A 25,057-nucleotide genomic window follows, 5' to 3' on the forward strand; every position below is an offset into this window, starting at 1 on the left:
TGAAGTAGTAAAAATTTGGGATTCAATTTTACAGGAAATATGCATGCATTTAATGTTTATGGGCTCGACTGAAAAATCTCTAACCGATGTTCTGTGGATCTTACTCTGCTCCGGACTTGTCCTTTTAATGCAAGGTGGATTCTTAATCTTAGAATCCGGTCTGACAAGGGCAAAAAATTCCATCAACGTCGCAATCAAAAACATTGCCGACTTCGGAATCGCCACCGTTCTTTTTTGGTTTCTTGGGTTCGGTCTGATGTTCGGTCAGTCTTGGAAAGGGATTTTCGGAACTTCCTGGTTCCTTCCCGTATTTCCGCCAGACGATATCTGGAGCCCCGCGTTTTTTCTTTTCCAATTGGTATTTTGCGGAACCGCGGCCACTATAGTGTCAGGTGCTATTGCCGAAAGACTCAAGTTCGTTTCTTATATCATTTCAACGATTCTGATATCTGGTTTTATCTATCCGATCGCGGGACATTGGGTTTGGGCCGGACTCTACCAATCCGAAACTCACGGCTGGCTTTCGGTTTTAGGATTTAGGGATTTTGCCGGATCCTCCGTAGTTCATAGCGTAGGCGGCTGGGTCGCACTCGCTTTTTTACTAGTAGTCGGACCTAGAACCGGAAGGTTTGTGGAAGGCGAACCTCCGCGCAAAGTCACCGGAAGCAATCTCCCCTTAGCGATGTTAGGTGGAATTATTCTTTGGGTCGGTTGGTTCGGATTTAACGGAGGAAGTACTCTCGCTTTTGATAAACACGTTCCAACCGTTCTTTTAAATACGGTTCTCGCATCAGGCGCAGCCATGTTCACGGGTCTTTTCGTAGGTTGGTTTCGAAAAGGTTATCCGGATGCGGTTCTTCCGTTAAACGGATCGTTAGGCGGCCTTGTAGCAATTACCGCCTGTGCTAACGTGGTCAACGCAATGGAGGCCGGATTGATCGGAATTCTTGCGGGCATTCTCGTTTCTCCGATTGAAGATATATTAGAAAAATTTAAAATTGACGATGCTGTAGGCGCGGTTCCGGTCCACTTGGGAATGGGAATTTTTGGAACGATTTGTGTCGGAGTTTTCGGAAACCTTCAGATTCTAAACTCAGGCTTAACGAGATGGCAGCAGATTCAGATACAATTGTTAGGAGTTGTTTCGATCGGCGCCTTTGTTTTCGGAACCTCCTATCTATTTTTTTATACGATCAATCGATTTTTCAAATTGAGGGTCGATCCTGAAGAAGAATACCAAGGATTAAATATTTCAGAACATCGCGCAACGACCGAACTGATCGATCTATTTCTCGTTATGGAACATCAGAAAAAAACGGGAGACCTGAGTTATAATGTTCCGGTGGAACCGTTTACGGAAGTAGGACAGATCGCAGATCGATACAATCAAGTACTTGGAACGGTTAGGATCACCTTGGACGAAAACGAAAAGGCGAGAAAAGAGCTGGCCAAAGCTTATGCTAAAGTACAAAAGGAACAGGAAAGGGCTGAAAAACTATTATTAAACGTTCTTCCAAAGTCCATCGCGGATAAACTTAAAAAAGATAGCTCCGTGATCGCTCAGAGTTTTAGCGAGGCGAGCATACTATTCGCCGATATCGTGGGTTTTACGGAAATCGCCGGAAAGTTTCATCCTGAAAAGGTAGTCCGTATCTTGAACAAGGTATTTTCCGCATTCGATCTTATGGCCGAAAAATACGGTCTCGAGAAGATTAAGACGATCGGCGACGCTTATATGGTAGTAGGCGGCCTTCCACAGCCAAGAAAAAATCATACATTAGCAATCACTCATATGGCTTGGGAAATGATGGATATGCTCAAACGATTTAGAATTAAGGAAGGAAATCTAAAACTTGATATGAGGATCGGGATCAACACTGGACCCGTAGTAGCTGGAGTAATAGGAACTAAAAAGTTTATCTATGATATTTGGGGTGACGCGGTCAACGTTGCGAGTAGAATGGAGTCGCACGGTTTAAGCGGTCAGATTCAAGTCACACATTCCACGGCAAATTTAATCTCTGAAGAATTTGCGATGGAAAAAAGAGAGGACGTAGAGATCAAAGGAAAAGGAAAGATCAATACGTTCATTCTTACGGCGCGCAAAAATCTTCCGTCTGAAGAACTCTTTTTCGGATTTAGACCCTAGAATTTTCCTTACTCGGAGCTCCGACCGTTTCCGGCTCGGAGTTTGATCCCGAAGAAGTTTCGTCCTCACAAACGGCGGTGGAAGCTTCTTCGGTTAAATGGTCCAGCCCTTCCCCGCTCTCACCCCTGACTTCTTCCGTTTCGGGAACGTGGACAACTCCGTTGGAAAGATTCGACTCTCCGACCTTACTCATCTTAAAACAGTGGTTGAGAATCGTAAAATCGTAGACTATCGTCTTAAACACGTTGAAGAATAATTTAGGATTCAAGGTAAGAACTCGATACAACAAGTTACGATCGATGGAAGTCACAACCGCAGTATCGTCCACCGCTTTCACAGCAAAAACTCTCGGATTAGAACCGATAAGAGAAGATAGATCCAATAAATCGCCGGGATGATAGTCTCGGACTTCCGATTCGGAACCGTCTTTCGCCGTTTTACAAAGTACTAATTTTCCCTGGAGAACAAACCAAAGTTTTTCCGAAGCAGGTTCTCCGGAACGAAACAGAAATTTACCGGGCGGAAAATAATTGCTAAGATGACCGTAGATTCTGCTGATGACTCCAAGATTATGGATTCTACAATTCTCATAGTCGTCCGCAAATTCCAAATTGGAAGGATCGATTTTTACTAGGTATTCCAATTTCGAGAAGTTCAATTCTTCCCGATAGTGTCGACTCGCCGCCGTTAGAAGCATTCGAAACATAAACTTGGGATTTTTTTGAATCATATTTTCGATAATGCTACTGTCCAAGGAAATCAAACGAACTCCGTCCACCGCAGAAATTGCGGAAGCAGTTCTTTTTCCGCCGGTTAACAAAGCCATTTCCCCGAAAAAATTATTTTCATGGATGCGACATATCGCACGTTCTTTTCCATCTACGGTTTCGGACAAAACGACGGAACCCTTTGAAATAAAAAACATCTGATTTTTGGAAGGATCTCCCTGACGGAAAATAACCTTACCTTTGTCGTATTCGATCGGCTGAATATGATTTAATATGTTAGGTGATTCAGGAGGCATTTGCTTCTATTCTTTTATAATTTAGAATTAAGTGACGAAAGGTTTGGAATGATTCTTAAACTTACGAAAAAAAAAGGAAGAATTTGGCTCCAAGTAACCCAAAAGAGTTATTGTTTTCAAATGATAATCTGTGATGAATCTTTTTTCCAATGTCTATACGGGTAAGTAATCCATTGACTTCCCAATTCGAATTTAAAAAATCGAATCGGGGAAAGTTATATGTCCATTGAAACGGAAAATGATCTGGTCGGTTTGAAAACGATCGGAAAAATCGTAGGCCTCGTCCTAAAAGAAATGAAATCGTTCGCAAAATCAGGAATGTCCACCAAAGAATTGGACGACTTCGGACTCAATCTCTTGAAAAGTTACGGAGCCAGATCTGCCCCGGCGATCACATACAATTTTCCCGGAACCACCTGTATTAGCGTGAACCGTGAAATCGCGCACGGGATTCCTTCCTCAAAAAAGATTTTAAAAGACGGGGATCTGATCAACATCGACGTCTCGGCTGAACTCGGCGGATACTTTGGAGATAACGGAAGTTCTTTTATCTTAGGGCAGGCGCATCCGATTCTTAGTTCCTTGGTGGATTGTTCTCGCACCTCCCTTTATAAAGGAGTCTCTCAGGCAAAGGCGGGAAACCGAATCAGCGACATTGGAAGAGCAATTCACGAAGAAGCGAAATCATACGGATTTACTGTGATCAAAAATTTAATGGGACATGGAACCGGCGGAAGTTTACACGAGGCGCCGAAATACATTCCTTGTTACGAAGACAAAAGATATTCGCAAAAACTAAAATCAGGAATGGTTCTTGCGATAGAGACTTTTATTTCGACAAAATCCGAAATCGCGATGGAAACCTCGGACGGATGGACACTCGTGACTAGGGACGGAAGTTACGTCGCTCAACAGGAGCATACGATCGTGGTCACGGACCGGGAACCGATCCTTCTGACTGCGAGCAACGGAGTTTAAAAGAATATTCTAAAATTCTAATTTTCTCTTTTTTTTCCTATGGAGAAAACGATCGATCCGATCCAAGCCGCTGTTCTCCGTGGTAAAATTGAAGTGAGAATTTGCTGAATCCGATTGACCCAGCCGACTACGATGATAGTTTTTCCTCGGTCCATTCCGGAAAGAGCAGTCTTTACCACTTTTGCCGGAGTCAGCCAGAATAAATCCGGCGATTTGAATCCCTTCGGAAAAGCCTTGCCAAAAAACGGAGTTCGAATCGGTCCCGGCGACACTGCGTGCACGCTCACACCGGTGCCTTTAAGTTCGTAACTCAATCCATCCGTAAAATACAAAACGAAAACCTTACTCGCGGCGTAGATCGTAAAATAGGGAACCGGTTGAAACGAAGCGGTAGAGGCCAGGTTTAGAATTCGTCCTTTCCCGTTTGTTATCATGATCGGAAGAAGTTTTCGAGTCATAGCGCTCAACGCTTCCACGTTGACTCGAATCGTTGTGAGAAAACTGGACTCCGGTTCATTCGCAAAATCGCCGATGTATCCGAGTCCCGCATTGTTGATCAATAAATCCGGCTTTAGTTTCTTTTTCGTTAAGTAAGAAACGATTTTTTCACGGCCTTCCGAAATTGAAAGATCTGCGGGAATGGTATGAACTTCGATCCCGTATTTTTTCTCCAAATCGTTTTGAAGACTTTTGAGAGAACTCGGAGATAAATCGGTGAGGATTAGATTGCTTCCGTTTGCCGCGAGCTGATTGCAAAACTCAGCTCCCAATCCGCCGGAGGCGCCCGTTATCAAAGCCAAATCGTATTTCATATTCAATTTCCTTTTAGTTTTAGAATGTGGAAGAACGTGTTCCCCGGACGTGAATTCTACCTTGAGGGATGTTCTCGTAAGACAATATCCCAAAATCCAAGTGGGGACAATTTTATAAAAACGTGAATTATTTTTCGATCGGAATTATGGGAATTCGAATTTAATTTTGGTTTTCGATTTCCAGCCGGGTCGATTTTAATTTCAAATATGAGTCTCAATTTTAGAATTTCTGGAATTTTCGCGATGACAATGATCATCCTTTGTTTCGGGACTTTACACGCGCACAAAGGAAAGGCAAGTTTTGTATTGGAGGAATTTTCCAAACTTACGGATCATATCGACCTCGAAAAAAACGGCGCCGTAGCCACGAAGACACTGGAAAATCTTCTGGAAAAAGGGGGAGAGAAGGAGAAAGATTCCGAAATTTTCAGAAAGGCCCTTCCACTCGTTAAAGAACTCGGAAAAACGGAGGATTTCAAAACTAAACAAAAGATATATTCCGAAATTGTAATTCTATTTCAAGACGTCATCGGTTATCACGATCGCTCGGGCGCGATCCTGTATCACTGTCCAAAGACCGGAAAACAATGGATCACAAATTTGGAAATCGTCACCAATCCTTTCGATAGAAAGAACAAGTCTTGTATTCGAAAAAAGGGAGATTGAAATTCTCCCCCGAAAATCGGAATTTTAAAAAATAGTTTTTTGTTAAGCGAATTCTTCTAAAACTTTAAAATCGAGAGCCGTAAGAAACTCTAACGAATTTGTAATTCTCTCCGAAGTCCAGTCCCACCATTTTAATTTCAGAAGTTTTTCGACGATCTCTTTTGGAAATCGCTCTCTAACGACACGAGCCGGATTTCCCGCTACGATCGAATAAGGAGAAACATCTCGAGAAACCACCGAGTAGGCCCCGATGATGGCTCCGTCTCCGATTTTTACTCCGGGCAAAACGACGGAATTCGTTCCGATCCAAACGTCGTTACCAACTATCGTATCACCTTTATTCGGAAGATCTCGAATTTGCGGCATAGAAGATTCCCATCCGTTTCCGAAAATCGCAAACGGATAAGTCGAAAAGGCGCTCATGTTGTGATTGGCTCCGTTCATGATAAATTTTACGCCGGTCGCAAGAGCACAGAATTTACCGATGACCAAACGGTCTCCGCTGAACTCATAATGATAGAGAACATTCTCTGCTTCGAAATTCTCAATTCCATTCGGATCATCGTAGTAAGTATAATCGCCGATTTCAATCAGGGGAGATCGAATGAAATTTTTTAAAAAACCGATCCTCGGATATTGAGGAAAGGGATGAGGAGTCGACGGGTCGGGCCCGAAAGAATTTGGATTTGAATTTGGCATGGATATTCCTCCTGCACAAGTTCGATTCGTAGTAGTGTTGATAAAGAATGAAAATAGAATATTAAAGAATTTGAATTTTCTATGGATATAGGAGGGCTTAGATGCTCATAATAAATCCAATCTTCTTAAATTTCTTTTTTTGTCAAGAATTTCCGGAGAAGAATTTATTAAAAGACTTTCGTCGAGAAGAGAAATTCATATTTCTTTATGGAAAGGTCGCTTCTTCGATCCTTTCCTTGTTTGAAAAAAAAATGACTTTCCATTTTATATTTAAGCTGGAACTCCGCTGACTTCCTTTAACTTCGCGAGATTTCCCTCTAAGATGGAAAGGGTATCCAAATGATAATCCTTGGCGTGTTTGAGACGGCTTTGTTTTCTCTCTTCCGGAATTCTGCGGCAGGAAAGTTCGAGAAGAATTCCCGAGAGAAGTCGTGAACAAGTCATAACAACTTCTTCCGCATACGTATCCTTGTCTTCCCTGCCGGGTAGATCCTTATAAAGAGAAACGAGTTCCTGAAATCCGTGAAACAATTTATGCGCGAGTGAGGAATCCAGTCGGTTGACGAGTTCGGTTAGATATTCTCCGAAAGTATGAGTCAGTCCCGAAGTAATACCTCCGATACTCGCGTTGATTTGAATCTGGGAAGTTCCGTCGTAGATAGTTGTGATTCTCGCATCTCGATAGATTCTCGCGATATCATAGTCTTCCGTATAACCCGCGCCACCGTGAACCTGGAGTGCGTCGCTGACTACCTTGAGACAAGATTCGGAACAGTAGAATTTACTAATCGGCGTAAGGACATTTGCAATCTTTTCCCAATAACGAACCACGGTATCGTTCTTAGCTTCCTTTTCGGAGGCTCCTTTTTTTTCCAATCGAAGCGCACGCCAGTAATAACGATCCATCACTCTCGACCCTTCCAAGGTCAGACAACGCATCGCAAGGGTTTCCCTTTCGAGACGATCGATGATTTTTTTTACGGCCGGGATTTCGATCAGTGGTTTTCCGAATTGAATTCTTTCCTTCGAGTATTTTAAAGCTTCGTAATATGCGGCTGTGGCGAGTCCCGTCGACTGTTGTGCGATTCCCATTCTCGCTCCGTTCAACATTCCCATCGTATATTTTATGAGGCCATATCCTTCTTCTCCGATAAGAAGCCCCGGAGAATTCTCAAAGACAACCTCGCAAGTCGGAGAACAGTGAAGGCCCAGTTTGCTTTCGATTCCGGCAATTTGAACGTCCGTGCTCTGGACGAGAAAAAAGGAAAGTCCTCTGGCTCCGGAGCCAACTTCTCCCGAACGAGCTAACGTTAGAAGAATCGCGGGGGTTTCTCCGAATCCGCAGCCGTGGGTGATAAAACGTTTGGTTCCGTTCAAGACCCAATTCCCATTTTGATCTTTTGTAGCTTTGGTTCGAAGATTGGGAAGATCGGATCCGTGATCGGGTTCGGTAAGCCCCATTGCACAGACGAATTCTCCGGCGGCCAAACGTGGTATCCATTCGTCTTTCATCTCTTTCGACGCGTGACGTTCTAAAATTTCGGCGAGATTTACACATCCGATCGCAATGGCGAGTGACGCATCGACGCGATAAAAGATTTCGGAAATAAATGATTTCACGGTCCAGGGGATTCCGAGCCCGCCATACTTTCTGGAAAAACCGTAGGCTTGGACCCCGGCTTCGACGACCTTCGAAACCAATTCCAGCATCTTCGGCGGAAATTCTACCTTTCCGTCTTTGAATCCCAATCCTTCCCGATCCAATTGTGCAACGTGAGGGGATAGAATGTTTCCGGCAAGGTCCCCGACCGTTTGTAAAACCGTTTTATAATATTCTTTCGCTTCCGAAGGGTTGGTCGGACCTCCGTCTGAAATGTCGGAGAATTCATTTTCGTAATCGAGGATGATTTCGGTCCAGGGAAGAATGTGTTCAAAGTGATCCTGGATATCTTGAGTGTCCGAAAAATAATTGTTCTGAATCATGGAACCTCCGGGGATTCCACCAGTGTAAGAGATAAGAAAGGCCGAGAAAAGGAAAAATGTGTGAGTTCCTACTTTTGGGGAGAATTTTCCGGAGTTTCGGATCCAACAGCGGACTTTCAGGTCGGAACTCCGGAGTTTTTCGCTTCCTCTGCGATGACAAGCCTTCCCGGAAGTCCCCAAAAAGTAGGAACTCACACATTTTCAAGGAGGTTTTCTCAAGAATACAAGCGGCTCCGCGCCGCGAAGGTCGGAACTCCGGCCAACGATCCCCTTTTCAGCGCTTTTTCTTCGCTTTTTTCTTCGCGACCTTGTAACCCAAAATCTGAGCCATCTTCCAAATTCCGGAGAGGATTTCTTGAGAATCCTTTTTGAGTAGGGAAGAATCCAACTTCGATTCCGCTCTCGAATTTTCCAAAATGTTATGCAGATAAAATTCTTCGATCCCGAATTTTACTTCCTTGGAACTCAATTGAATCCAGAATCTCGGGCCGTATTCTCCTCCGTTGATTCTTTGTTCAAGTTCGATTCCTTCTTCTCCCAATTCGGGAAGTTCACTTAGAACGATCTCGGGATTTTTTTTCGCCGCCGAATCTAAAATATATCGGCCTTCGGATTCTTTTTTAGATTCTTTCCATAAACTTTCCAGCGAGTTGTCCCCTTCTCTTCCAAACCAGGGAAGAATCGAAGGAAGTCTGGAAGCAAGCGCTTCTTCCGTCGAAGAAGAAGTGTAACTATTTGGATCCGTGTAACTTAGTCTTCTTTTGACCAACTTTAGGATCGTCTCGAAAGCCCCCTTTCCTTTGAGAAGAAATAGTTTTGCGGCCAAGAGATCCCCCCAAGCCGCCCATTCCGCCGAATTTGAATTTACGATCGCCTCGATGGACTCTTCGTTCATCCCTAAGACTTGAGCCCATTTTTTCGATTCTTTCTCGATAAACCTCATAAATTGAAGACAGTAAAGTTTCCAATCAGCGCCAGCATAAGGAAGATCTAATATTCTTGCGTAAACCGGAACGGCGGATTCGCCCTGAATAAAAAGAGCTTTCATAGCCTCCCAACGATCGTAGTTTCCACCATATCTGTATTCGTCTCCGGAATAACGAAGCGATTCTTCCAACCACGGGCCTCCGATTTTGACGACGCTCGGATCCACGAATTTTTTTTCCCTAATATTTTGAAACACGTGTTGAATGCTGTATTTTTCGGGTTTTAAAATCGCCCCAGGCAGTTCTTTCGGATTTTTAGAGAGACGATTTGCGTATTCATCGTCGTCGTCAAAAGCCGGAAGTTCTTTTTCTTCGATTTGAATCCACGAGTTTCTCGCGGCTTGTTCCAAGTAAGTCCAAGTATAATCGACCATCGGATTCGGATCCGCATAAACGTGATAGTAGAGATGGTTTTTTAATTCCTGAATCTTCGCCTTCCCTACGGCGCGGATCGGACCGTAAGCTCTGTATTCTTCACCACGATTTCCTAATATTCTATGGGCCACTTGAATCCATTCTTCCCGGCTCGGTTCCAGCATCAAAAGACCAGAAAGATAACAAGCGATCAGATCGATCGAAATTCCAGGACTAGGATTTTTTTCCGCCTTTTCAAAAAGTTCTTTTAATCCGGGTTTGGCGCTTTCGGGATCCAGAACCGCCCAAGCAATCGAACCTTCGGAAAGATTTACGATTTGATTAAACTCGAGATAGGCGTCCCTTCCGCTTCCCTTGATCTGGGAACCCAACTCTAAATAAATCCGTATATATTCCAAATTCTCCTTAAATCCGAGTTTTGCAGAAACAGCAAACGCATATCCAAGCGCGATCCCGAAAATACTCAGATTTTTTCTGTAAGTAAGTACCTTATTGGCCAGTTTCCCGGATTCTTCATCTCCAACTAACAGACGTTCGTTCAAAGCCTGTTGCAGATAACTGAAGACGGTGAAGATGTTGTTTAGATTCGGTCCTTCGTCTTCCACCTTTTTCTTTTTTTCCAAAGCGCCGTCCAAGGTTTCAAAGAATTTCCACGCGGCCTCGGTCCAGATCGAAAGCGCCTCTTCGTGTTCGCTTTCCAACAAACACCCCACAACTTCTTCCAGACGTTTATCGTCTTGTTTTAATTTTCGGATCGCGTCTCGAAACGCGTTCATCGCATTCTGGTCGTCGAACTTTCCTAACGTTTTTATGATTCCTGCGTACGCCTTTTTGTTTTCTACGTCGTAATTCAATCCTTGTCTAAACGCAGCGGAAATCGGAAGAGAAAGACGTAGATCGAGGTCTTCTTTTTTATAAGGCCACTCGTTATAAGTAGAATCCGTTCTTTCCTTAAAATACTGTTCCACCGTTTTCGAGAATTTCGGATCTTTTTTTCCGATTTCTTTTAAAAGAAAATCGTGAGTCTCCACGTCTTCGGGAAATTCTTCCATTAAAGAAAGTGGATCGTCTCCGTTTTGAATTCTTTTTTTCAAATCCCCGGTTGCGATTTTTTTCTTTCCGGATAAACCGGTCACCTCTTCCAAAAGTTTTTTGTTTTCCGGCTCGATCTGGGAAATATCACAGTTTTTGAATGTTTGATCCCTTAGATCCTGTAATTTTTTTCCCTTCACTCGTCCCAGAGAATCCGATTGGCCGTCGAGTAAGGATAATACCGATTTCGCGATTCCCGGAAGAATTTTACCCGGAAGTGTTTTCGCGATCATACAAGCTTCTCTACAAGCCTTCTCGTTCTTCATAAAGTAATGGGCGAGAATCCAATATGCGGCGAGAGAATGGGACTTTCCTAAAAATTTCTTTTCCGCTTCCCAATCCTTAAACTTCGGCGCGGAAGACATTTTTTCGGCGAAAGCATAGGCAGGATCTCCGTAAGAATGCCCTAAGAGCCAAGAAGATCTTTCAAAAAGATCCAAGGACTTTGTGTAAAACGGTCTTTTATCATATTTCTTCTGAGCATCGGTTTCGTATTGTTTGAGAATCTTCTCGTCCAAAACGGATTCGATTCTTTCCTCCGGAGAATCCTCTTCTTCGTCCTCATCGTCATAGTCGTCGTAATCGTCCTCTTCCGAAGACCAATTAGAGGCGATAAAATGACTCATAGAGAAGAATGGTTCGTCTTCCAATTCTCCGATTTCGTGATTGTATCGATGTACTTCTGCGGAACCTTCAGCGTGCGGGAATAAATTAACCCAACAACTGTCCCCGCCCCCATCGGACCCGAAGTCTGCAACGCCGGTCAATAAAAACATCAGCCCCTGATAGGATCCGAGAATCGAATTCACTTGCTCTTCCAAGCTCTTGGATTTTTTTAAAAGGAATTTTTGAAAGGAAACGGCGCGATAATCCGAATCATAGTCGTCCTCGTCCGACTCATCGTCGATCTGAAGTCCGCCTTCGTGATCGATCATATTCCAAATATCGCTTACGTTGTACATGATCTGCTCGTATGCAAATCGTAGATTTTCCCATTCTAAAACCTCTACAGGAGGTTGGAATCCGTAGAGTTTTTCAAACTGCTCCAAAAAGTTGGCGGGCGCTTTTTTCTTTTTTGATTGAAACGCTTTCCAGAAAAGATCTCGATCGGATTGTTTTGACAACATCCGATCGGCCATGATTTCGGCTAACTTTCCCGAGGAAAGATCGGATTTTTTAAAGGAAGGGAGGGATTTCTGTGTCATAGAAAAATAACAAAAAACAGGCGCTCTTTTTGATTCTTTTTTGACTTCGTTTTTCGCAAACAGCGAACTTAGAGCTTACTCTAGGTGAGTCAAAAATCGTAGACGTTAAGTCGGATCCTTTTCTTTTTTAAAAAAAAATAATTTTTTTTGGAATGGAATCTTGACTTAGAGCTAAGTCTAAGCGCTATGATTTCCAGTCAGGAGAATCCGATGAGTGAAACCCTTAGTATTTCCCAAATTTCTAAAATTACGAACTTCAGCCCGCATACTCTTCGTTATTACGAAAAATTGGGACTTTTACCTCGCCCCGAAAGAAGTCACGGCAAAGATCGAAAATATTCCGAAAAGGAGATTCGACATTTAAAAGTCATTCGAACTTTAAAGGAATTGAATATGCCTTTGGAAGGGATCAAGGAGTTTATCAAAGAAGGTTGTATCTTGGATAAAATTTCCAAGGGTGAGAATTTAAAACCTCCCTTAAATAAAAGGATTCGAATTCTTAACGCACATCTAACAGCCCTGGAACAAAAGAAAAAAGATCTGGAAGTTACGATCAAGCTTACCAAGACAAAACTCAAAGAGTATGAAACGCTTCTCGCAAACGAAGAAAGGAATTAGGATGAACTTGATCAAACCGTATTTTTGTCTCGTGCTTTTCGCATTCATTACCGGAACCACCTTCCAAGTCGCAAAGGAAGCGCTTCTCTATTTTTCTCCAGCTCAAACCGGCGCCTTAAGGTTTATCTTAGGCTCTTTTCTGCTTTTTATTTTTGTTTTTATAAACGACCGAAAACTCCTCAAGGTAAACAAAGAACATCTCAAAAGTTTTATCCTTCTCGGAATCGTCGGAGTGTTCGGATTTAATTTCTTTTTTTTCATAGGGATGAAAAAGGCGTCACCGATCAACGCAGCGATCATAATAGCGCTCGGACCTGCGATTACGATTTTTCTTTCGTATCTTCTTCTAAAAACGAAAATCGTATTTCTCCAGTATCTTGGAACAGCAGTTTCTTTTTTCGGCGTTCTTGTAGTGATCTCGGACGGAAACCTGAGTACGATAAGATCCGTTTTGGAAGGGGAAGGGATTCTTTTTATTTTCTTAGCCGCCGCTTGCTGGGCTTTTTATTCGGTAGGAATGAAAAAGTATCTCAAAGGAATTTCGACCGTTCAAATCACGACGTTCACTTCTTTTTTTGGAACGTTATCCTTGCTTGTCTTGATCCTTTTCAGCGGAGACTATCACATAGAATGGACTAAGACCCCAAATTCAGCCTGGTTCGCAATCTTGTATATGGCCGCGTTTACCACATTCTTCGGGTATCTTTTTTGGAATTATGGAATTCAAAAAGTGGGTCCGGATAAAGCCGCAATTTTCGGAAACTTGATTCCGGTGGTTGCCATGGTGACGACTTGGTTTTTAGGAGAATCCCTGAATCTTTTCGATATAATTGGAGCATTACTGGTTATCACCGGAATTTTTATCGTAAACTCGAAGGTCAATCGGATTGAGTCGACTCGGAAAATCGAAACTTCCACGAACGGTTAATAAGAATATTATGAAACACTTAATAAAAACTTTGATTCCTTTTTTCATTTTTGTATTTTCGGTTTCCTCGCAAGACAGACAGACTCCGGATATTCAGTCTGGAATTCCGGAGGACAATCCGAAAAATCTTCCGAAAGCGACGGATAAAAAACCTGAATTCGGATTCAGTCAAACGGTTGCCAACGACGTCTATGTTTTGGGGAATAGCCTCTTCGGTGAAAGACTGAGTAGAAGAAACAACGAATCTTACGAAACGTTCTCGCAAGGACTCGTTTTAGGAACGTTTATAAATTTTTTCACGCCGATTCCGGGTTTTAGAATGAACCTGATCCTGGCCAATCCTCTGGTCGGCCGATCCAATACCGATAACGATTTCTTTTATCAATCCGCTCCTGGAGGAGCCGACGAAACGAGTAAGGTAATTCAATCCCTACAATCCGGTCAGTTAACGTTTGATCCGAATCAGATCAAGCCGAGAAAAGAAAACAACGGACTCAGGGATTTTTTCATCGGACAGATCGTCTACGAATGGAATACTTCGATCGGCCAGTTCTTCACAGGATTTTTGGTCGTCAATAGCGCGAACTATCCGACAAACTCAAGCCTCTTCAACTATACCTTAGGATGGAAGCCGAACTTTCTCGAATTTCTGAAACCGGAAATAGTTTCCAACTATCGGATCTCTTCGGAAACCGCCGGACTCAATCAAGGGAACAGTCATCACAGAGCTGCGATCAGTCACGAATACGAATTGAACAAGGACTTCAAATTTGTTCCCGGAATGCAAGTGGGTTATCAATACTTTAACAACAATACGGACAGAAGATCCGGAGTTACCGACATCACCGCGAAACTACAGCTGAATTTTAAGGATATGAATGTAAGCGTCAGCGACGTCTATCGTCCCGATCTTTACCTCTTCGACAATGATCGAGTTTATCCGAAAGCCAGCGGAGTACAGGCCGACAACAACGCTGAGGATGGAAAAGTCGCGGATCCTTCCAAAATTCATGGAACCGTAAATCAAACCGTGGCTTCCGCGATTCAGTCTCTTCCGATGGACTCGACTTCCAAGAGTTATCTTCTCCATTCTTACCAGCAACAACACATCGCAAAACATCACTTCGTGATCAATCTCGGTTACATGACTAAATTTTAGAATTCGTTTTACAAATGCGCGTTCCAATTCAAGGGACGCGGTTCTTCTTTTTGACTGGATTTTTTTACCCGGAATTTATAGGATCTTAATTCTTTCTTAACTCCAAGAACCGAATTCTAATCTCAATTTGATTCCGTTCTCTTGAATTTTGAAAACGATTTTATAAGATTCAATCATGATACATAAACAGAATCTTTTTCAGTTAGAATTTTTTAAAAAACAAAAGTCGCAAAAGACGATTTCTATAACTCAAGGGACTCTCTTCGATTTTATGTTTCGCATCGCCTCTTTCGGTATTCCGGCCTGGATTCTACTCTTTTCCGTTTTATTCTTTTCCGATTCGATCATCGCTCAAGAGAAGAAGGATGAAAAAACGGACAAGGCACAGATTCAGAGTTTAGATTCTTCTAATAAACCGGAAGCGAATCTTCCTACCGAAACAAAGGAAGAAAATCAAAAAAAAGAAGAATCCAAGCCGGATCCAAAGGCGCCAAAGTTCGGTTTTTTTGCGGATTCTTACTATGCACACAACCCTTACGCGTCTCCGAACAGAGACAATAAATATCTCACACAACCGGCACGTTGGGACGAGATTAATGTCAACTTAGCTCATATCGACGGAAAAGTGGAGACGGATCAATATCGAGGAAGAGTCGCGTTTCAATTCGGTAATTCCGTAAACTCGAATTACAAAAACGAAGTTACTTCCGAAAAAAATTCCAATCAATTCTCGGTTCGAAATATTCAAGAAGCCTACGCAGGAATCAAACTCGCAAAAAATCTCTGGCTCGACACGGGAATTTATTTCGGGAACATCGGTCTTGAAAGTTGGATTTCCCATTCAAACTGGAATTATTCCCGGGCGCTCGCGCTCGACTATGTTCCTTATTATTCGAGCGGGTTTCGGCTTTCCTATCAGTATTCTCAAAAACTTTCCTTTCAACTGCATCTGATGAACGGCTGGTCCAACATCACCGAAACCAATCGGGACAAAGCGATCGGAACTCAAATCGACTTTCAAGTAACGGATAAGCTTAGAATCACTCACAACACTTTTATCGGAAACGAAGCTCCTGACAATGAAAGACGACAAACTAGATATTATAATAATCTAATATTACAATATCACTTTACGAAATTCTTCATCATAGCGGGTTCCGGAGACGTCGGGATCCAAAGGGTTCCAGACCCGGGCGTGAACGCATATCGACAATGGTATATCGGAACGTTCTGGATTACTTGGAGACCGATCGAAGAGTTTAGAACTTCGATTCGTATCGAGAGAATGTATGATCGGGATCAAACGATCATACAATCGGGAACTAAAAACGGATTTTTGACTTCGGGTGGAACTCTTACCCTCGATTACATTCCGAACGAACAGGCGATGATACGATTGGAGGGAAGATACTTTCGTTCTTACGACCCGGTCTTTGACTATCACAAGTCCCGTTCCAAAGAAGAAAAATTTATCGTCTTTGCGGTGACGGTTAAGATCTAATCTTCGTTACGCCCTTTCTATTCCGCAAAAACGGACTTGCCCGTTTGATTTGTAATGGCAAATTGTATCGAGAGGAAAGTATGGAATTAGCAACACTAGGCGGCGGATGTTTTTGGTGCCTCGAAGCGGTTTATCAAATGGTGGAAGGTGTAGAATCGATCGTTTCCGGATATTCCGGCGGGCAGACTCAGAATCCGGATTATCGTTCCGTATGTTCGGGAACAACGGGACACGCCGAAGTTGTTCAAATCTCCTTTGATCCAAAAGTGATTACCTTTCCCGAGATCTTGGAAATTTTCTGGATCTGTCACGATCCGACTACGTTAAACCGACAAGGAAACGATATTGGAACTCAATACCGTTCGATCATCTTCTATCATTCTTCCGAACAAAAAAAACAAGCGGAAGAAGCGATCCAAAAAGCTTCCGCAAATTTTTCGAGTCCGATCGTGACTCAAGTGGAAGAGTTGAAAAAGTTTTATCCCGCCGAGAACTATCATCAAAACTATTTTCAATCCAATCCGGAACAAACGTATTGTCATTACGTTGTAAAACCGAAGATTGATAAGTTTCTCAAAGTCGGCTTCAAAGTTAAAAAGTGAATTCCAATTTTCTAAATTCTCCTTTTAAGAATTTGAAAGAACCTTTGATCCAACCATAAACCGAAAGCCGAGAAGAATCATCCATTCCTCTTGGTTTATGGTTGGACTTCGTTCTTCGTTTATTAAATTCTACTTGATCCTCTCTATTGAAGTCGATAGACTGATTTATAAATGAAATCGAATATCCAAAGAACGTTTTTGATTCTTATCCTGGGAATTTTTATTTCCCAATGCCAAGCGAGCATTCAGCTTCAAGGCGAAATCCATCATCCAAAAACGGAAGACGGCTGGGATCTGACTTTAGAACATTTCCCTCCGCTTTCCGGAAACATCACAAAAAAATATCCCGTTATATTATGCCACGGATTGATCGCCAACAGAACCTATCTGAAGATCAACGAGAAAAGTTCCATTGTAGGAAGGCTTCAAAAAGAAGGTTACGACGTTTGGTTGTTGGATCTGAGAGGAAGAAGGGACGCTGGTTATCCGTCTCTTTTTTTCGGAGATAAGACATTCACTTACAGCATGGACGACTATATCAAATACGACGTGGATGCAGCCATCAAACACGTGTTAAATTCTACCGGAAAGGACAAGGTCAATTGGATCGGTCATAGCATGGGCGGAATGGTAGTCTATGGAAGAGTGGGAAGTCTGGACGAAAAGAGAATCGCAAACTTTGTCGCACTCGGTTCTCCCGCGATCATGGATCCACCGAGTTCCGCGATTCGACGCTGGGGGTCTCTAACTTGGCTCATGAATCTTTGGCCCGTGATTCCGACCGAAACCTGGGCCGGCATTCAAGGTGGAACGGGAATTCCGTTTCTTCCCCAAAAATCTTTTGAAGAACTTTTTTGGCACAAGGCCAATATCGATCCTTCGATTCTTTCCGGAGTAAAAACGACTTCCATCAATCCGGGTGCGAAGAATGAAATTCTACAGTTCAAAGATCTCGCCGAAAGCGGAGAAATGCGAAGTTTAGATAAGAAGATATCCTATTCCGATAATCTTAAGAATATCAAAATTCCCATTCTTTTCGTCGCGGGAAGAAGAGATAAATTGGGAATGTCGTATTCTCTCCGTTATGCGTATGACACGATTTCTTCCGAGGACAAATCTCTTTTTATCGCTTCCCGATCCAACGGACATTCGGACGATTACGGACATACGGACTTGATCGTGGGAAAACACGCGGACAAAGAAATATTCGGCCCGATCGTTTCCTGGCTGGATAAAAGAAACTAAAACCATTTTGGATTTTAAGAATGAAATATACAAAAATTAAACTTTTCACGATCGCGTTCGTTCTCGTCGTTTTGGCGATCGGGTGCACACGTTATGTGGTCATTACCGATCAAAAATTCACTTCACAAACGGCAAACATAGCTCCGAACGTCTATCTTACTACGTTCTCCTATGAGAATTCTTCTTATCCTCCGATTTTAATCGTGGATCCAGTTTTAATCAATAAAAAGGCCCTTTATCTTGGAGATAAATCGGGTCTGATCGGAGTTTTAAACGGAAACGGATTTTCGGTTTGGCTTCTTCATTTCGAAGATCACAAAAATATAAACCTCAAAGACGTCGGAGAGAATTTGATTCCGGAAGTGATCGGAAGAATCCAAAAAGTTACCGGTAAAAAAGAATACATTCTCGGCGGCGTGTCGTTAGGCGGACAATCGCTCCTCCATTCTTTCAAAGCCAAAAAAATTCCGGACATCGCAAAGGTATTTTTTCTCGGAACGGGAATGGATTATAAATACAACGATAGTTTTATCGAACAGATGAAGGCCGAAAAAAGATTGGGTTCCGATATCAGTTCTTCCTGTAAAAACAAGGACAGCTTCTGCAAACGTTTTATCTCTTTCGACGCCGATGATCCTACTACCCTCTTCGTTTATCAAAATCTCTTTAATTATCTTCCGGCTCTGGAAGAAAATCCGAAGACGTGGGAATCATTTGAAAACACAAATTTCCCTTCTCTTTTTATCGGGGGAAGAATCGATAACATCTCCCCGACGGAAAGTATTCATCCCGTTTACAAAAGAAAAAAAGGGAAGAAGGAATATTTTGAAGCGGGAAGAGACAACGGAATGGCGATCGATTACGATCATCTTGGTCTTTTTGCTTACGAAGACGCACCTTCCGATATTTATCAGAGAATCGCAAACTGGTTAAAGGAAACCGAAGCGGAGCCTAAGAAGGTTTCTTCCAACCCAGCAAATCCATAACTTTCTTTATGTCCTCCCAGACGTCTCGTTTGAGAGGACTGTTCTCCCCTCCGTTTCGAATTACAAAACTCGGATGATACGTCGGCATCACCGGGATTCCATAGAAAGAACCCCAATTTCCTCTGAGTTTTGTAATCCCTTCCTTTGTGTTTAAGATAAACCGTGTGGATGGATTTCCAAGAGTAATGATCGCCTTGGGTTGAATGATTTCGAGTTGTCTGAGAAGATACGGAGCGCAGGCTCTGGTCTCTTCGTCTTCCGGCGGACGATCCTTTTCGAATTTCATATCGAGGGTTGGTCTACACTTTACGATGTTTGCGATAAAGACGGATTCTCTCGGAACTCCCATTCCCTTTTCGATGATTCTTGTTAAGAGTTCTCCGGCGCGGCCCACAAAGGGACGGCCGGTCAAGTCCTCTTGTTTGCCGGGACCTTCTCCGATAAAAACCACCTCGGCTTCCGGATTGCCTTCTCCAAAGACCGTTTGTGTTCGAGTCGTGTGAAGCTTGCAAAGCTTACAATCGGTGACCTCGGATTGGACGAGAGCTAATCTTCTGATTTTTTCTTCTCTGCTCATGAAAATACGTTCGATCCAGACTGAAAAAGAAATTCTCTGGAGTCAATGGAAATGATCGTCTTAACACCCGCCGGATTGTATATTCCTCAAGCCGATGTTTATGTCGATCCTTGGAAGGGAGTGCCGAGGGCGATCCTAACACACGCACATTCCGATCATACGAGAAAGGGTTCCGCTCATTATCTCTGTGCAGAATCCGGTTTTCATCTCACGCAGGAACGCCTCGGAAAAAAAGCGCGGATCGAAACCCTTCCTTACGGAAGAGCCGTATATACGAACGGGGTAAGAATCAGCCTTCACTCCGCGGGTCATATCCTTGGATCTTCCCAGGTAAGAATCGAATACAAAGGGAAAGTGACCGTGATCAGCGGAGACTACAAAACGGTTTCCGATCCTACCTGCGAACCGTTTGAAATTCTCAAATGTGATACGTTTCTTTCGGAAGCGACCTTTGCAAAACCGTATTATATCTGGGAAAATACTACATCTGTATTTCAGAATATTCTAAACTTTATTTTGGAAAATAGAAACCTAGACTCGATCTCATTGCTCTACGGATATTCGCTCGGGAAGGCGCAGAGAATTCTAAAAGGATTGTCGATCGCGGCGGAGGAGCGAGGGATCGACTTGGATTTTTTTGTTCACGATTCCATTCTTTCGATGAACTCGAGATACGAAGAATCGGGAATTCATCTTCCTAAAACAAAACCTTTGGATCAATGGAATCCGAATTCTAAAAATCATTTTGTTTTTCTCGCTCCTCCGGGTTCTCCGATTCCCAATCCGGAATCTAAAAAGATCCGAAGCGCCTTTTGTTCCGGCTGGATGCAACTTTCAAAAAATAGAAAGAACGGAAGTTTTAGCAAAGGGTTTACTCTTTCGGATCACGCCGACTGGAATGAATTGGTTCAAACGATTTCCTCTACGGAAGCGGAAGAAATTCTTCTCACTCACGGAGATACGGAAGCCATCGTTCGTTATCTCAAAGAGAAAGGGAAGAATGCAAAGACTCTCAAAACGAAATTTCATTCGGAAGAATCTGAATTCTAATTCAAGATATCGAATATTCACTCGAAGATTTTTCAAAACGTTCCTTTTTAGAATTTAAGAAATAAATTCTTTGAAAATTCGAAATCGAAATTCTTTCTCAAACCAGGTTTTTCTTTTTTTAATCGAATCGAACCTTTTCTAAAAAATCTTGTGTACTCAAAAATTGCAAAAGTCTTTCGAAGAGACAACCTTGTCCCGCCTACCTCGGAACGATCCATAAAATTGCGGGACGACTGAGAACTTCCCCTGCAAACGCGAAAAGAAATTCGCATTTGCCCCTACAAACGGCCAATATTTTGTTCTCTTAGACTTTTCAAAAAATCATTCCTTTGATGGGGGAGTTCCCACACTCTAAGGATTTTCGATACGCTTCTATTTTCTTCAATTCTGATTGGGCTCCTACATTCCAAGGTTTTGGCAAGGACTCCGAAGTTTTCTAATTATAATCCAAGAAGAATTTGAAAAGAACTCGATTAGACTTAGGAAGCAAAACGTAAGAAAGAATAGATCTTCCAATTTCTCTCTGAAATCAGGGAAATCGAGGAAAACAAAGCATCAATGACCGAAAAAAATCAGCAACCATTCAAAAAAGCAAAAACGGAAGACCGTTATCGGATGATTCAATGGATTGAAAAGGGAAATATCGAAAGAATCCAAGAAGAAATCGAAACTCGAGGAAAGGATTTCTACGGCGCCGCTCCCTTGTTCTTTGCCGCGAGCGAAAACAACGTTCCCGCATTGGAATATTTTGAAAGCATCGGGTTTTCTTTAGACACAAGGGATTCCGGCAATCTTTCTCTTCACTTTTATGCGTGCAGAGATCGCGGTAAAAGCGAGGTCGTAAGTTATCTTCTAAATAAAAATATAAAACCGGATCCAAAGGACATTCTCGAAGCCGCGGCGAAAGGCAAAATTGAAATTCTAAAACTGTATCAAACCTTTGGAATCGATCTCAAAGATCCGAATCTCAAAAACGAAAACTACACACTTTTGGAAATCGCCACGTTCTCTAACTTAGAATGTTTAAGATTTCTCTTCGAACAAGGTCTGACTTTCGAACCGAGCCTTCTACCAAGAGCGGCCAGTTTAGGAAAATTGGATATAGTTCGTTATCTCGTCTTAGAACAAAAGGCGAATCCAAACGTTAAGGTGTACGAAAGAAACGCCATCCACGAAGCCTGTTTCGGTCCGTCCAATCACGAACCCTATGAACATCTAAATATTCTAAAATTCTTACATGAGAATGGAGGAGACTTGAATTCTCCTTCAAATTGGAGAGGAGACGAAATCTATACTCCTCTTCATTTTGCGTGCAGCCCCGGAGCTCAGGATAAAATGCCCTTTATCCGATATCTTTTGGAAAACGGAGTCGATCCGGATTTACAAAATCCAAAATCGGCTCTCAGCATCGCGGATTCGAAAACGAGAAAGGAAGTATTGAAATTCTTAGAAACAAAAGGAATCAAAGTGGAAAAGGATCCTTTCCAAAGATCGTTTCAAGTTGATAAACTGATTGCCTTTGCGGAAGACGCGATTCGAAAATTTGCAAAAGAAAATCCGGAGGTTGTCGTCTTTCAATTCGTGATCGAAGGTGCAACGATGAATATGAGCGATCTCTTTGATCCGGATTATTATATCGGCGATTGGAAATACGAAGGTTTTGCGGAATTCGGCGAAGAAAACGGGTTCGATTATCCTTTGTGGAAGGAACACTACGATTCCATGGGGGAAGATAAAAATTCCCCCTATGCCCTTGCGATGTACAAGGTCATAGAAGGTTTGCACGAAAAAAAGGCTTTTAATCTTTTAAAACGATCCCAAAATTTCGAAGCGAAGATGATAGATCACATGTATTAAAAAATTGGAATATTTATTCCGGAACGAATTTTAATACGTGTTTTGAATCTTGTTCAATCTGCGATTGTGTAAATCGAATGGATCGAAATTCTCCTTTAAGGAACATCTCAATCTGATCTCCGTAAAAAGGGGAACCTTGATTACCGGAATTCCCGGTCGGCAAAACCGACCAGGAATTTTCCGGATGCATCAGATCGATGATTCTTCTTTTTGACGGGCCCACTTTCGGAGTCATTTCCGGATTGATATCCTGTTGCGCCATGATGTTTACGATCGCCTCCCCCGAATTGACGGAAAACGGCCCTTGGTTAAAAATCAAACCTAGAACCGGAACCTTTCCGATCGGATGTTCAAACGTGATCTTGTGCGCCTTTCCCCATTTCCAAGTAGATGCGGCTCCTCCGTGTTTTTGAGAAAGATAACGAACCGTTTGTTCGAAAGCCCGGATTAGAATTTCTCTTCTTGTTTCCAAGATGACCGGAGTTGAAAGATCGTCCCAAAATGTAGAATCCGGATCGGAAAGGATCGCCTTATACGCATTCCAGTGTTCCGCATTATGACCGTAAATCGCGATCTCCCTCGGATCCAATTCATCGGATAAAAGATTGAGCATTACGAATTGATTGAGAGTCTGAAAAACCGTCGCCCCGGAGGAGTCTAACGTGTGTTCTCCGTCGAAAGCTTTGTAAACTTCCAGAGCCTCTCGGAAAACTCCGTTCCATTCTTTGTCTTTTTCCAATTCTCCCGCGATCAAAGGTACGATACTTCTCGCGGAATGAGCAAGAACATCGGTCTGAAGCTTCTTCATATCTTCCACAGACCATTGTTGTCTTTGAGAAAGAACTTCGTAGATTCTTCTCGCGCGATCGGATTCTTGCCAATAACCTTCCGGTTTTCCGTAACCCTTTAACTCATACACCGGAAGATGGTTTGCGGTGAGAATGATTCCTTCGGGTGGATTTATTAATTTCGGATTTTGAGAAGAAGGAAGATAACCGATCACGTCGTCGTCTCCCGATGCTCCGTCTAAAATTTTTCGCGGATTGCTCTTCTTCCCTCGGATCGGAAATCTTCCCACGGCCCACCAAGCGATGTTTCCTTTTACGTCCGCATAAGAAACGTTTAAACCCGGAGCGGGAAGAGAAGGTACGATAAAAGAACATTCTTCTAGAGAAGAACAACGACCCAGACTATAAACCGTATCCAACATCGGAACTGAAAGGTGGTGAAAGATCCAATGAACCGAAATGACGGGCCCGTCGTATCCTTCAATCGGTTTTGAAACGATGGGACCGTGAGAAGTCACCTGAATTTCGATCTCTCTCGCCTCTTCTCCTTTTACCGGAATTTTTTCCTTGAGAATTTGAATCGGAACCCAGTTCCCTTTTTCTTTTACTAAGTTCGGTTGTGTGGGATGAAGAGTTTCACGATAAAAATCCATATCGTCGTTTTCCAACATCGTCAAAGCCCAAGCCTTTTTCGCGTTATGCGCGATCAAAGGGAACGGGAGAATAGGAAAATGATAACCGTAGGTTTCGTGCTCGCCGACTTTCAAATGAACTTCATACCAAGTCCCGGGGTTGCTAAATGCGATATGGGGATCGTTTGCTAAAATTGCACCGCCGGTTGCGGATCTGGAAGGAGCGATCACCCAGGAATTGCTCCCCGTAAAAACCGGAAGATCCCTTAGGATCGAATCCACTTTCTGAAAAGTTTTCGAAACGTCCGAAAAGTCTTCAGAACTTTTTATCAGAGAAGAAACGGCGGTTCCGTTTATAATCGAACTCGATCCTTTATCCGCCATAGCTTTTGGAGAATAAGCCGGCTGATTTTCCAGAGTGGAAAATCGATCCTCTTTATCGTGTCGCGGAAACAATTCCGCGACATTTCGATTCGGAAGTTTTTTCTCTAAGGTGGAATGAAGCGGATCCAAACGAAGCGCTTCAGCAAAAGAAAAAGATAAAAGAGACAAAGCGCTCAATACATCCAGACGATCGAACGGTTTCGGTTTGTATCCGAGAACGGCGAACTCGATCGGCAGCGCTTCGGTTTGTAAAAAGAAATTGATTCCTTCCAAAAAAGAATCCAATTCTTTCCAAGCTTGGGGATTTCCTTTAGATGCTTCCTGAAGCATCTTCTCGGCGGTTCTTCTTAAGAGCATTTGCCGCAAAAAAGTATCCGCCGGAATCAAATCCGCTCCTAAAACTTCGGATAATTCTCCTTTCCCTGCCCTTCGAAGAATTTCCATTTGAAACAAACGATCGCTCGCGGTTACATAACCTAATGCAAAGTAGGCGGAATGAGAATCTTCGGATCGAATGTGCGGGACACCATAAGAATCCCTGATCACAGAGACGGGTTTTGAAATTCCGGATACTTTCAATTCTCCACTCAAACGAGGAGATTTTAAAAATAGCAAAAAGGAAAATCCGATCTTTGCAAAAAGGAGAATGGCAAGGATCGACCAAAAAGAACGGCGTATCCAAAGCGGAATACGATTCCAAAAGTTTAAAAATTGTAAGCTGAAGTTTCTCATACACTACCGAATATTTATTTTTTTAAGGG

At 42.8% G+C, this 25,057-nt stretch carries 19 protein-coding genes; 12 read left to right on the forward strand and 7 right to left on the reverse strand.

Going from position 1 to position 25,057, the window contains the following annotated elements; all coding sequences use genetic code 11:
* The first annotated feature begins 43 nt into the window (after positions 1 to 43).
* Positions 44 to 2,149, forward strand: a complete 2,106-nt coding sequence (gene amt, locus JWG45_RS20405; protein ID WP_205281438.1) for an ammonium transporter — start codon at positions 44 to 46, stop codon at positions 2,147 to 2,149.
* On the opposite strand, the gene JWG45_RS20410 is transcribed toward amt, so the two are convergent.
* Positions 2,139 to 3,173, reverse strand: coding sequence for a cyclic nucleotide-binding domain-containing protein (locus JWG45_RS20410; RefSeq protein ID WP_205281439.1), 1,035 nt, complete (start codon positions 3,171 to 3,173; stop codon positions 2,139 to 2,141). The genes amt and JWG45_RS20410 overlap by 11 nt on opposite strands.
* Before the next feature lie 219 nt (positions 3,174 to 3,392).
* On the opposite strand from JWG45_RS20410, the gene map reads away from it, so the two are divergent.
* Positions 3,393 to 4,151, forward strand: coding sequence for a type I methionyl aminopeptidase (gene map / locus JWG45_RS20415; protein WP_205281440.1), 759 nt, complete (start codon positions 3,393 to 3,395; stop codon positions 4,149 to 4,151).
* 17 nt (positions 4,152 to 4,168) lie between these two features.
* Here the strand turns inward: map and JWG45_RS20420 are convergent, their stop codons facing one another.
* The gene (locus JWG45_RS20420; RefSeq protein ID WP_205281441.1) at positions 4,169 to 4,963 is read right to left on the reverse strand and encodes an SDR family NAD(P)-dependent oxidoreductase; all 795 of its coding nucleotides are present in this window, start codon (positions 4,961 to 4,963) and stop codon (positions 4,169 to 4,171) included.
* Between the two features lie 243 nt (positions 4,964 to 5,206).
* Here JWG45_RS20420 and JWG45_RS20425 point away from each other — a divergent pair, with 243 nt between their 5' ends.
* Positions 5,207 to 5,629, forward strand: coding sequence for a hypothetical protein (locus JWG45_RS20425; RefSeq protein ID WP_205281528.1), 423 nt, complete (start codon positions 5,207 to 5,209; stop codon positions 5,627 to 5,629).
* Between the two features lie 42 nt (positions 5,630 to 5,671).
* On the opposite strand, the gene JWG45_RS20430 is transcribed toward JWG45_RS20425, so the two are convergent.
* From JWG45_RS20430 to JWG45_RS20440, 3 genes are all read right to left on the reverse strand, one after another.
* Positions 5,672 to 6,328 (reverse strand): CatB-related O-acetyltransferase, encoded by a 657-nt coding sequence (locus tag JWG45_RS20430; RefSeq protein ID WP_205281442.1) that lies wholly within the window; start codon positions 6,326 to 6,328, stop codon positions 5,672 to 5,674.
* Between the two features lie 270 nt (positions 6,329 to 6,598).
* Positions 6,599 to 8,311, reverse strand: coding sequence for an acyl-CoA dehydrogenase family protein (locus JWG45_RS20435; protein ID WP_205281443.1), 1,713 nt, complete (start codon positions 8,309 to 8,311; stop codon positions 6,599 to 6,601).
* 274 nt (positions 8,312 to 8,585) lie between these two features.
* A complete protein-coding gene (locus JWG45_RS20440; protein ID WP_205281444.1) occupies positions 8,586 to 11,969 on the reverse strand; it encodes a hypothetical protein in 3,384 nt (1,127 codons plus the stop codon).
* 210 nt (positions 11,970 to 12,179) lie between these two features.
* Here JWG45_RS20440 and JWG45_RS20445 point away from each other — a divergent pair, with 210 nt between their 5' ends.
* The 7 genes from JWG45_RS20445 to JWG45_RS20475 all read left to right on the forward strand — a co-directional run bounded on the left by JWG45_RS20445 (position 12,180) and on the right by JWG45_RS20475 (position 19,008).
* The gene (locus JWG45_RS20445) at positions 12,180 to 12,587 is read left to right on the forward strand and encodes a MerR family transcriptional regulator (protein WP_205281445.1); all 408 of its coding nucleotides are present in this window, start codon (positions 12,180 to 12,182) and stop codon (positions 12,585 to 12,587) included.
* 1 nt (position 12,588) lies between these two features.
* Positions 12,589 to 13,515: a DMT family transporter gene (locus tag JWG45_RS20450; protein WP_205281446.1), complete on the forward strand. Its 927-nt coding sequence runs from the start codon at positions 12,589 to 12,591 to the stop codon at positions 13,513 to 13,515.
* Between the two features lie 10 nt (positions 13,516 to 13,525).
* Complete coding sequence (locus JWG45_RS20455; RefSeq protein WP_205281447.1) at positions 13,526 to 14,674, forward strand: hypothetical protein; 1,149 nt, start codon at positions 13,526 to 13,528, stop codon at positions 14,672 to 14,674.
* Positions 14,675 to 14,849: 175 nt separating this feature from the next.
* Positions 14,850 to 16,175 (forward strand): porin, encoded by a 1,326-nt coding sequence (locus JWG45_RS20460; protein ID WP_205281448.1) that lies wholly within the window; start codon positions 14,850 to 14,852, stop codon positions 16,173 to 16,175.
* Positions 16,176 to 16,255: 80 nt separating this feature from the next.
* Positions 16,256 to 16,777 carry a peptide-methionine (S)-S-oxide reductase MsrA gene (msrA, locus tag JWG45_RS20465; protein WP_205281449.1) on the forward strand — a complete coding sequence of 174 codons (522 nt, stop codon included), beginning with the start codon at positions 16,256 to 16,258 and terminating at the stop codon, positions 16,775 to 16,777.
* A gap of 171 nt (positions 16,778 to 16,948) precedes the next feature.
* A complete protein-coding gene (locus tag JWG45_RS20470; protein WP_205281450.1) occupies positions 16,949 to 18,022 on the forward strand; it encodes an alpha/beta hydrolase in 1,074 nt (357 codons plus the stop codon).
* Between the two features lie 20 nt (positions 18,023 to 18,042).
* Positions 18,043 to 19,008 carry an alpha/beta hydrolase gene (locus JWG45_RS20475; RefSeq protein ID WP_205281451.1) on the forward strand — a complete coding sequence of 322 codons (966 nt, stop codon included), beginning with the start codon at positions 18,043 to 18,045 and terminating at the stop codon, positions 19,006 to 19,008.
* On the opposite strand, the gene JWG45_RS20480 is transcribed toward JWG45_RS20475, so the two are convergent.
* Entirely contained in the window at positions 18,974 to 19,585 is a 612-nt protein-coding gene (locus JWG45_RS20480; RefSeq protein WP_205281452.1) for a uracil-DNA glycosylase, read from the reverse strand. The two genes, JWG45_RS20475 and JWG45_RS20480, sit on opposite strands and share 35 nt — an antisense overlap.
* A gap of 45 nt (positions 19,586 to 19,630) precedes the next feature.
* On the opposite strand from JWG45_RS20480, the gene JWG45_RS20485 reads away from it, so the two are divergent.
* Positions 19,631 to 20,635 (forward strand): ligase-associated DNA damage response exonuclease, encoded by a 1,005-nt coding sequence (locus tag JWG45_RS20485; protein WP_205281453.1) that lies wholly within the window; start codon positions 19,631 to 19,633, stop codon positions 20,633 to 20,635.
* Between the two features lie 558 nt (positions 20,636 to 21,193).
* The gene (locus JWG45_RS20490) at positions 21,194 to 22,492 is read left to right on the forward strand and encodes an ankyrin repeat domain-containing protein (protein ID WP_205281454.1); all 1,299 of its coding nucleotides are present in this window, start codon (positions 21,194 to 21,196) and stop codon (positions 22,490 to 22,492) included.
* Between the two features lie 13 nt (positions 22,493 to 22,505).
* Here the strand turns inward: JWG45_RS20490 and JWG45_RS20495 are convergent, their stop codons facing one another.
* The gene (locus JWG45_RS20495; RefSeq protein ID WP_205281455.1) at positions 22,506 to 25,028 is read right to left on the reverse strand and encodes a penicillin acylase family protein; all 2,523 of its coding nucleotides are present in this window, start codon (positions 25,026 to 25,028) and stop codon (positions 22,506 to 22,508) included.
* Positions 25,029 to 25,057: the final 29 nt, after the last annotated feature.

The organism is Leptospira ainlahdjerensis (assembly GCF_016919175.1).
GTDB lineage: Bacteria > Spirochaetota > Leptospiria > Leptospirales > Leptospiraceae > Leptospira > Leptospira ainlahdjerensis.

What these genes read in the sequence shown, in the direction of transcription:
- amt (WP_205281438.1), top strand. Translation starts at nt 44, where the DNA reads ATGCATTTAATGTTTATGGGCTCGACTGAAAAATCTCTAACCGATGTT.
- JWG45_RS20410 (WP_205281439.1), bottom strand. Translation starts at nt 3,173, where the DNA reads ATGCCTCCTGAATCACCTAACATATTAAATCATATTCAGCCGATCGAA.
- map (WP_205281440.1), top strand. Translation starts at nt 3,393, where the DNA reads ATGTCCATTGAAACGGAAAATGATCTGGTCGGTTTGAAAACGATCGGA.
- JWG45_RS20420 (WP_205281441.1), bottom strand. Translation starts at nt 4,963, where the DNA reads ATGAAATACGATTTGGCTTTGATAACGGGCGCCTCCGGCGGATTGGGA.
- JWG45_RS20425 (WP_205281528.1), top strand. Translation starts at nt 5,207, where the DNA reads ATGACAATGATCATCCTTTGTTTCGGGACTTTACACGCGCACAAAGGA.
- JWG45_RS20430 (WP_205281442.1), bottom strand. Translation starts at nt 6,328, where the DNA reads ATGCCAAATTCAAATCCAAATTCTTTCGGGCCCGACCCGTCGACTCCT.
- JWG45_RS20435 (WP_205281443.1), bottom strand. Translation starts at nt 8,311, where the DNA reads ATGATTCAGAACAATTATTTTTCGGACACTCAAGATATCCAGGATCAC.
- JWG45_RS20440 (WP_205281444.1), bottom strand. Translation starts at nt 11,969, where the DNA reads ATGACACAGAAATCCCTCCCTTCCTTTAAAAAATCCGATCTTTCCTCG.
- JWG45_RS20445 (WP_205281445.1), top strand. Translation starts at nt 12,180, where the DNA reads ATGAGTGAAACCCTTAGTATTTCCCAAATTTCTAAAATTACGAACTTC.
- JWG45_RS20450 (WP_205281446.1), top strand. Translation starts at nt 12,589, where the DNA reads ATGAACTTGATCAAACCGTATTTTTGTCTCGTGCTTTTCGCATTCATT.
- JWG45_RS20455 (WP_205281447.1), top strand. Translation starts at nt 13,526, where the DNA reads ATGAAACACTTAATAAAAACTTTGATTCCTTTTTTCATTTTTGTATTT.
- JWG45_RS20460 (WP_205281448.1), top strand. Translation starts at nt 14,850, where the DNA reads ATGATACATAAACAGAATCTTTTTCAGTTAGAATTTTTTAAAAAACAA.
- msrA (WP_205281449.1), top strand. Translation starts at nt 16,256, where the DNA reads ATGGAATTAGCAACACTAGGCGGCGGATGTTTTTGGTGCCTCGAAGCG.
- JWG45_RS20470 (WP_205281450.1), top strand. Translation starts at nt 16,949, where the DNA reads ATGAAATCGAATATCCAAAGAACGTTTTTGATTCTTATCCTGGGAATT.
- JWG45_RS20475 (WP_205281451.1), top strand. Translation starts at nt 18,043, where the DNA reads ATGAAATATACAAAAATTAAACTTTTCACGATCGCGTTCGTTCTCGTC.
- JWG45_RS20480 (WP_205281452.1), bottom strand. Translation starts at nt 19,585, where the DNA reads ATGAGCAGAGAAGAAAAAATCAGAAGATTAGCTCTCGTCCAATCCGAG.
- JWG45_RS20485 (WP_205281453.1), top strand. Translation starts at nt 19,631, where the DNA reads ATGGAAATGATCGTCTTAACACCCGCCGGATTGTATATTCCTCAAGCC.
- JWG45_RS20490 (WP_205281454.1), top strand. Translation starts at nt 21,194, where the DNA reads ATGACCGAAAAAAATCAGCAACCATTCAAAAAAGCAAAAACGGAAGAC.
- JWG45_RS20495 (WP_205281455.1), bottom strand. Translation starts at nt 25,028, where the DNA reads ATGAGAAACTTCAGCTTACAATTTTTAAACTTTTGGAATCGTATTCCG.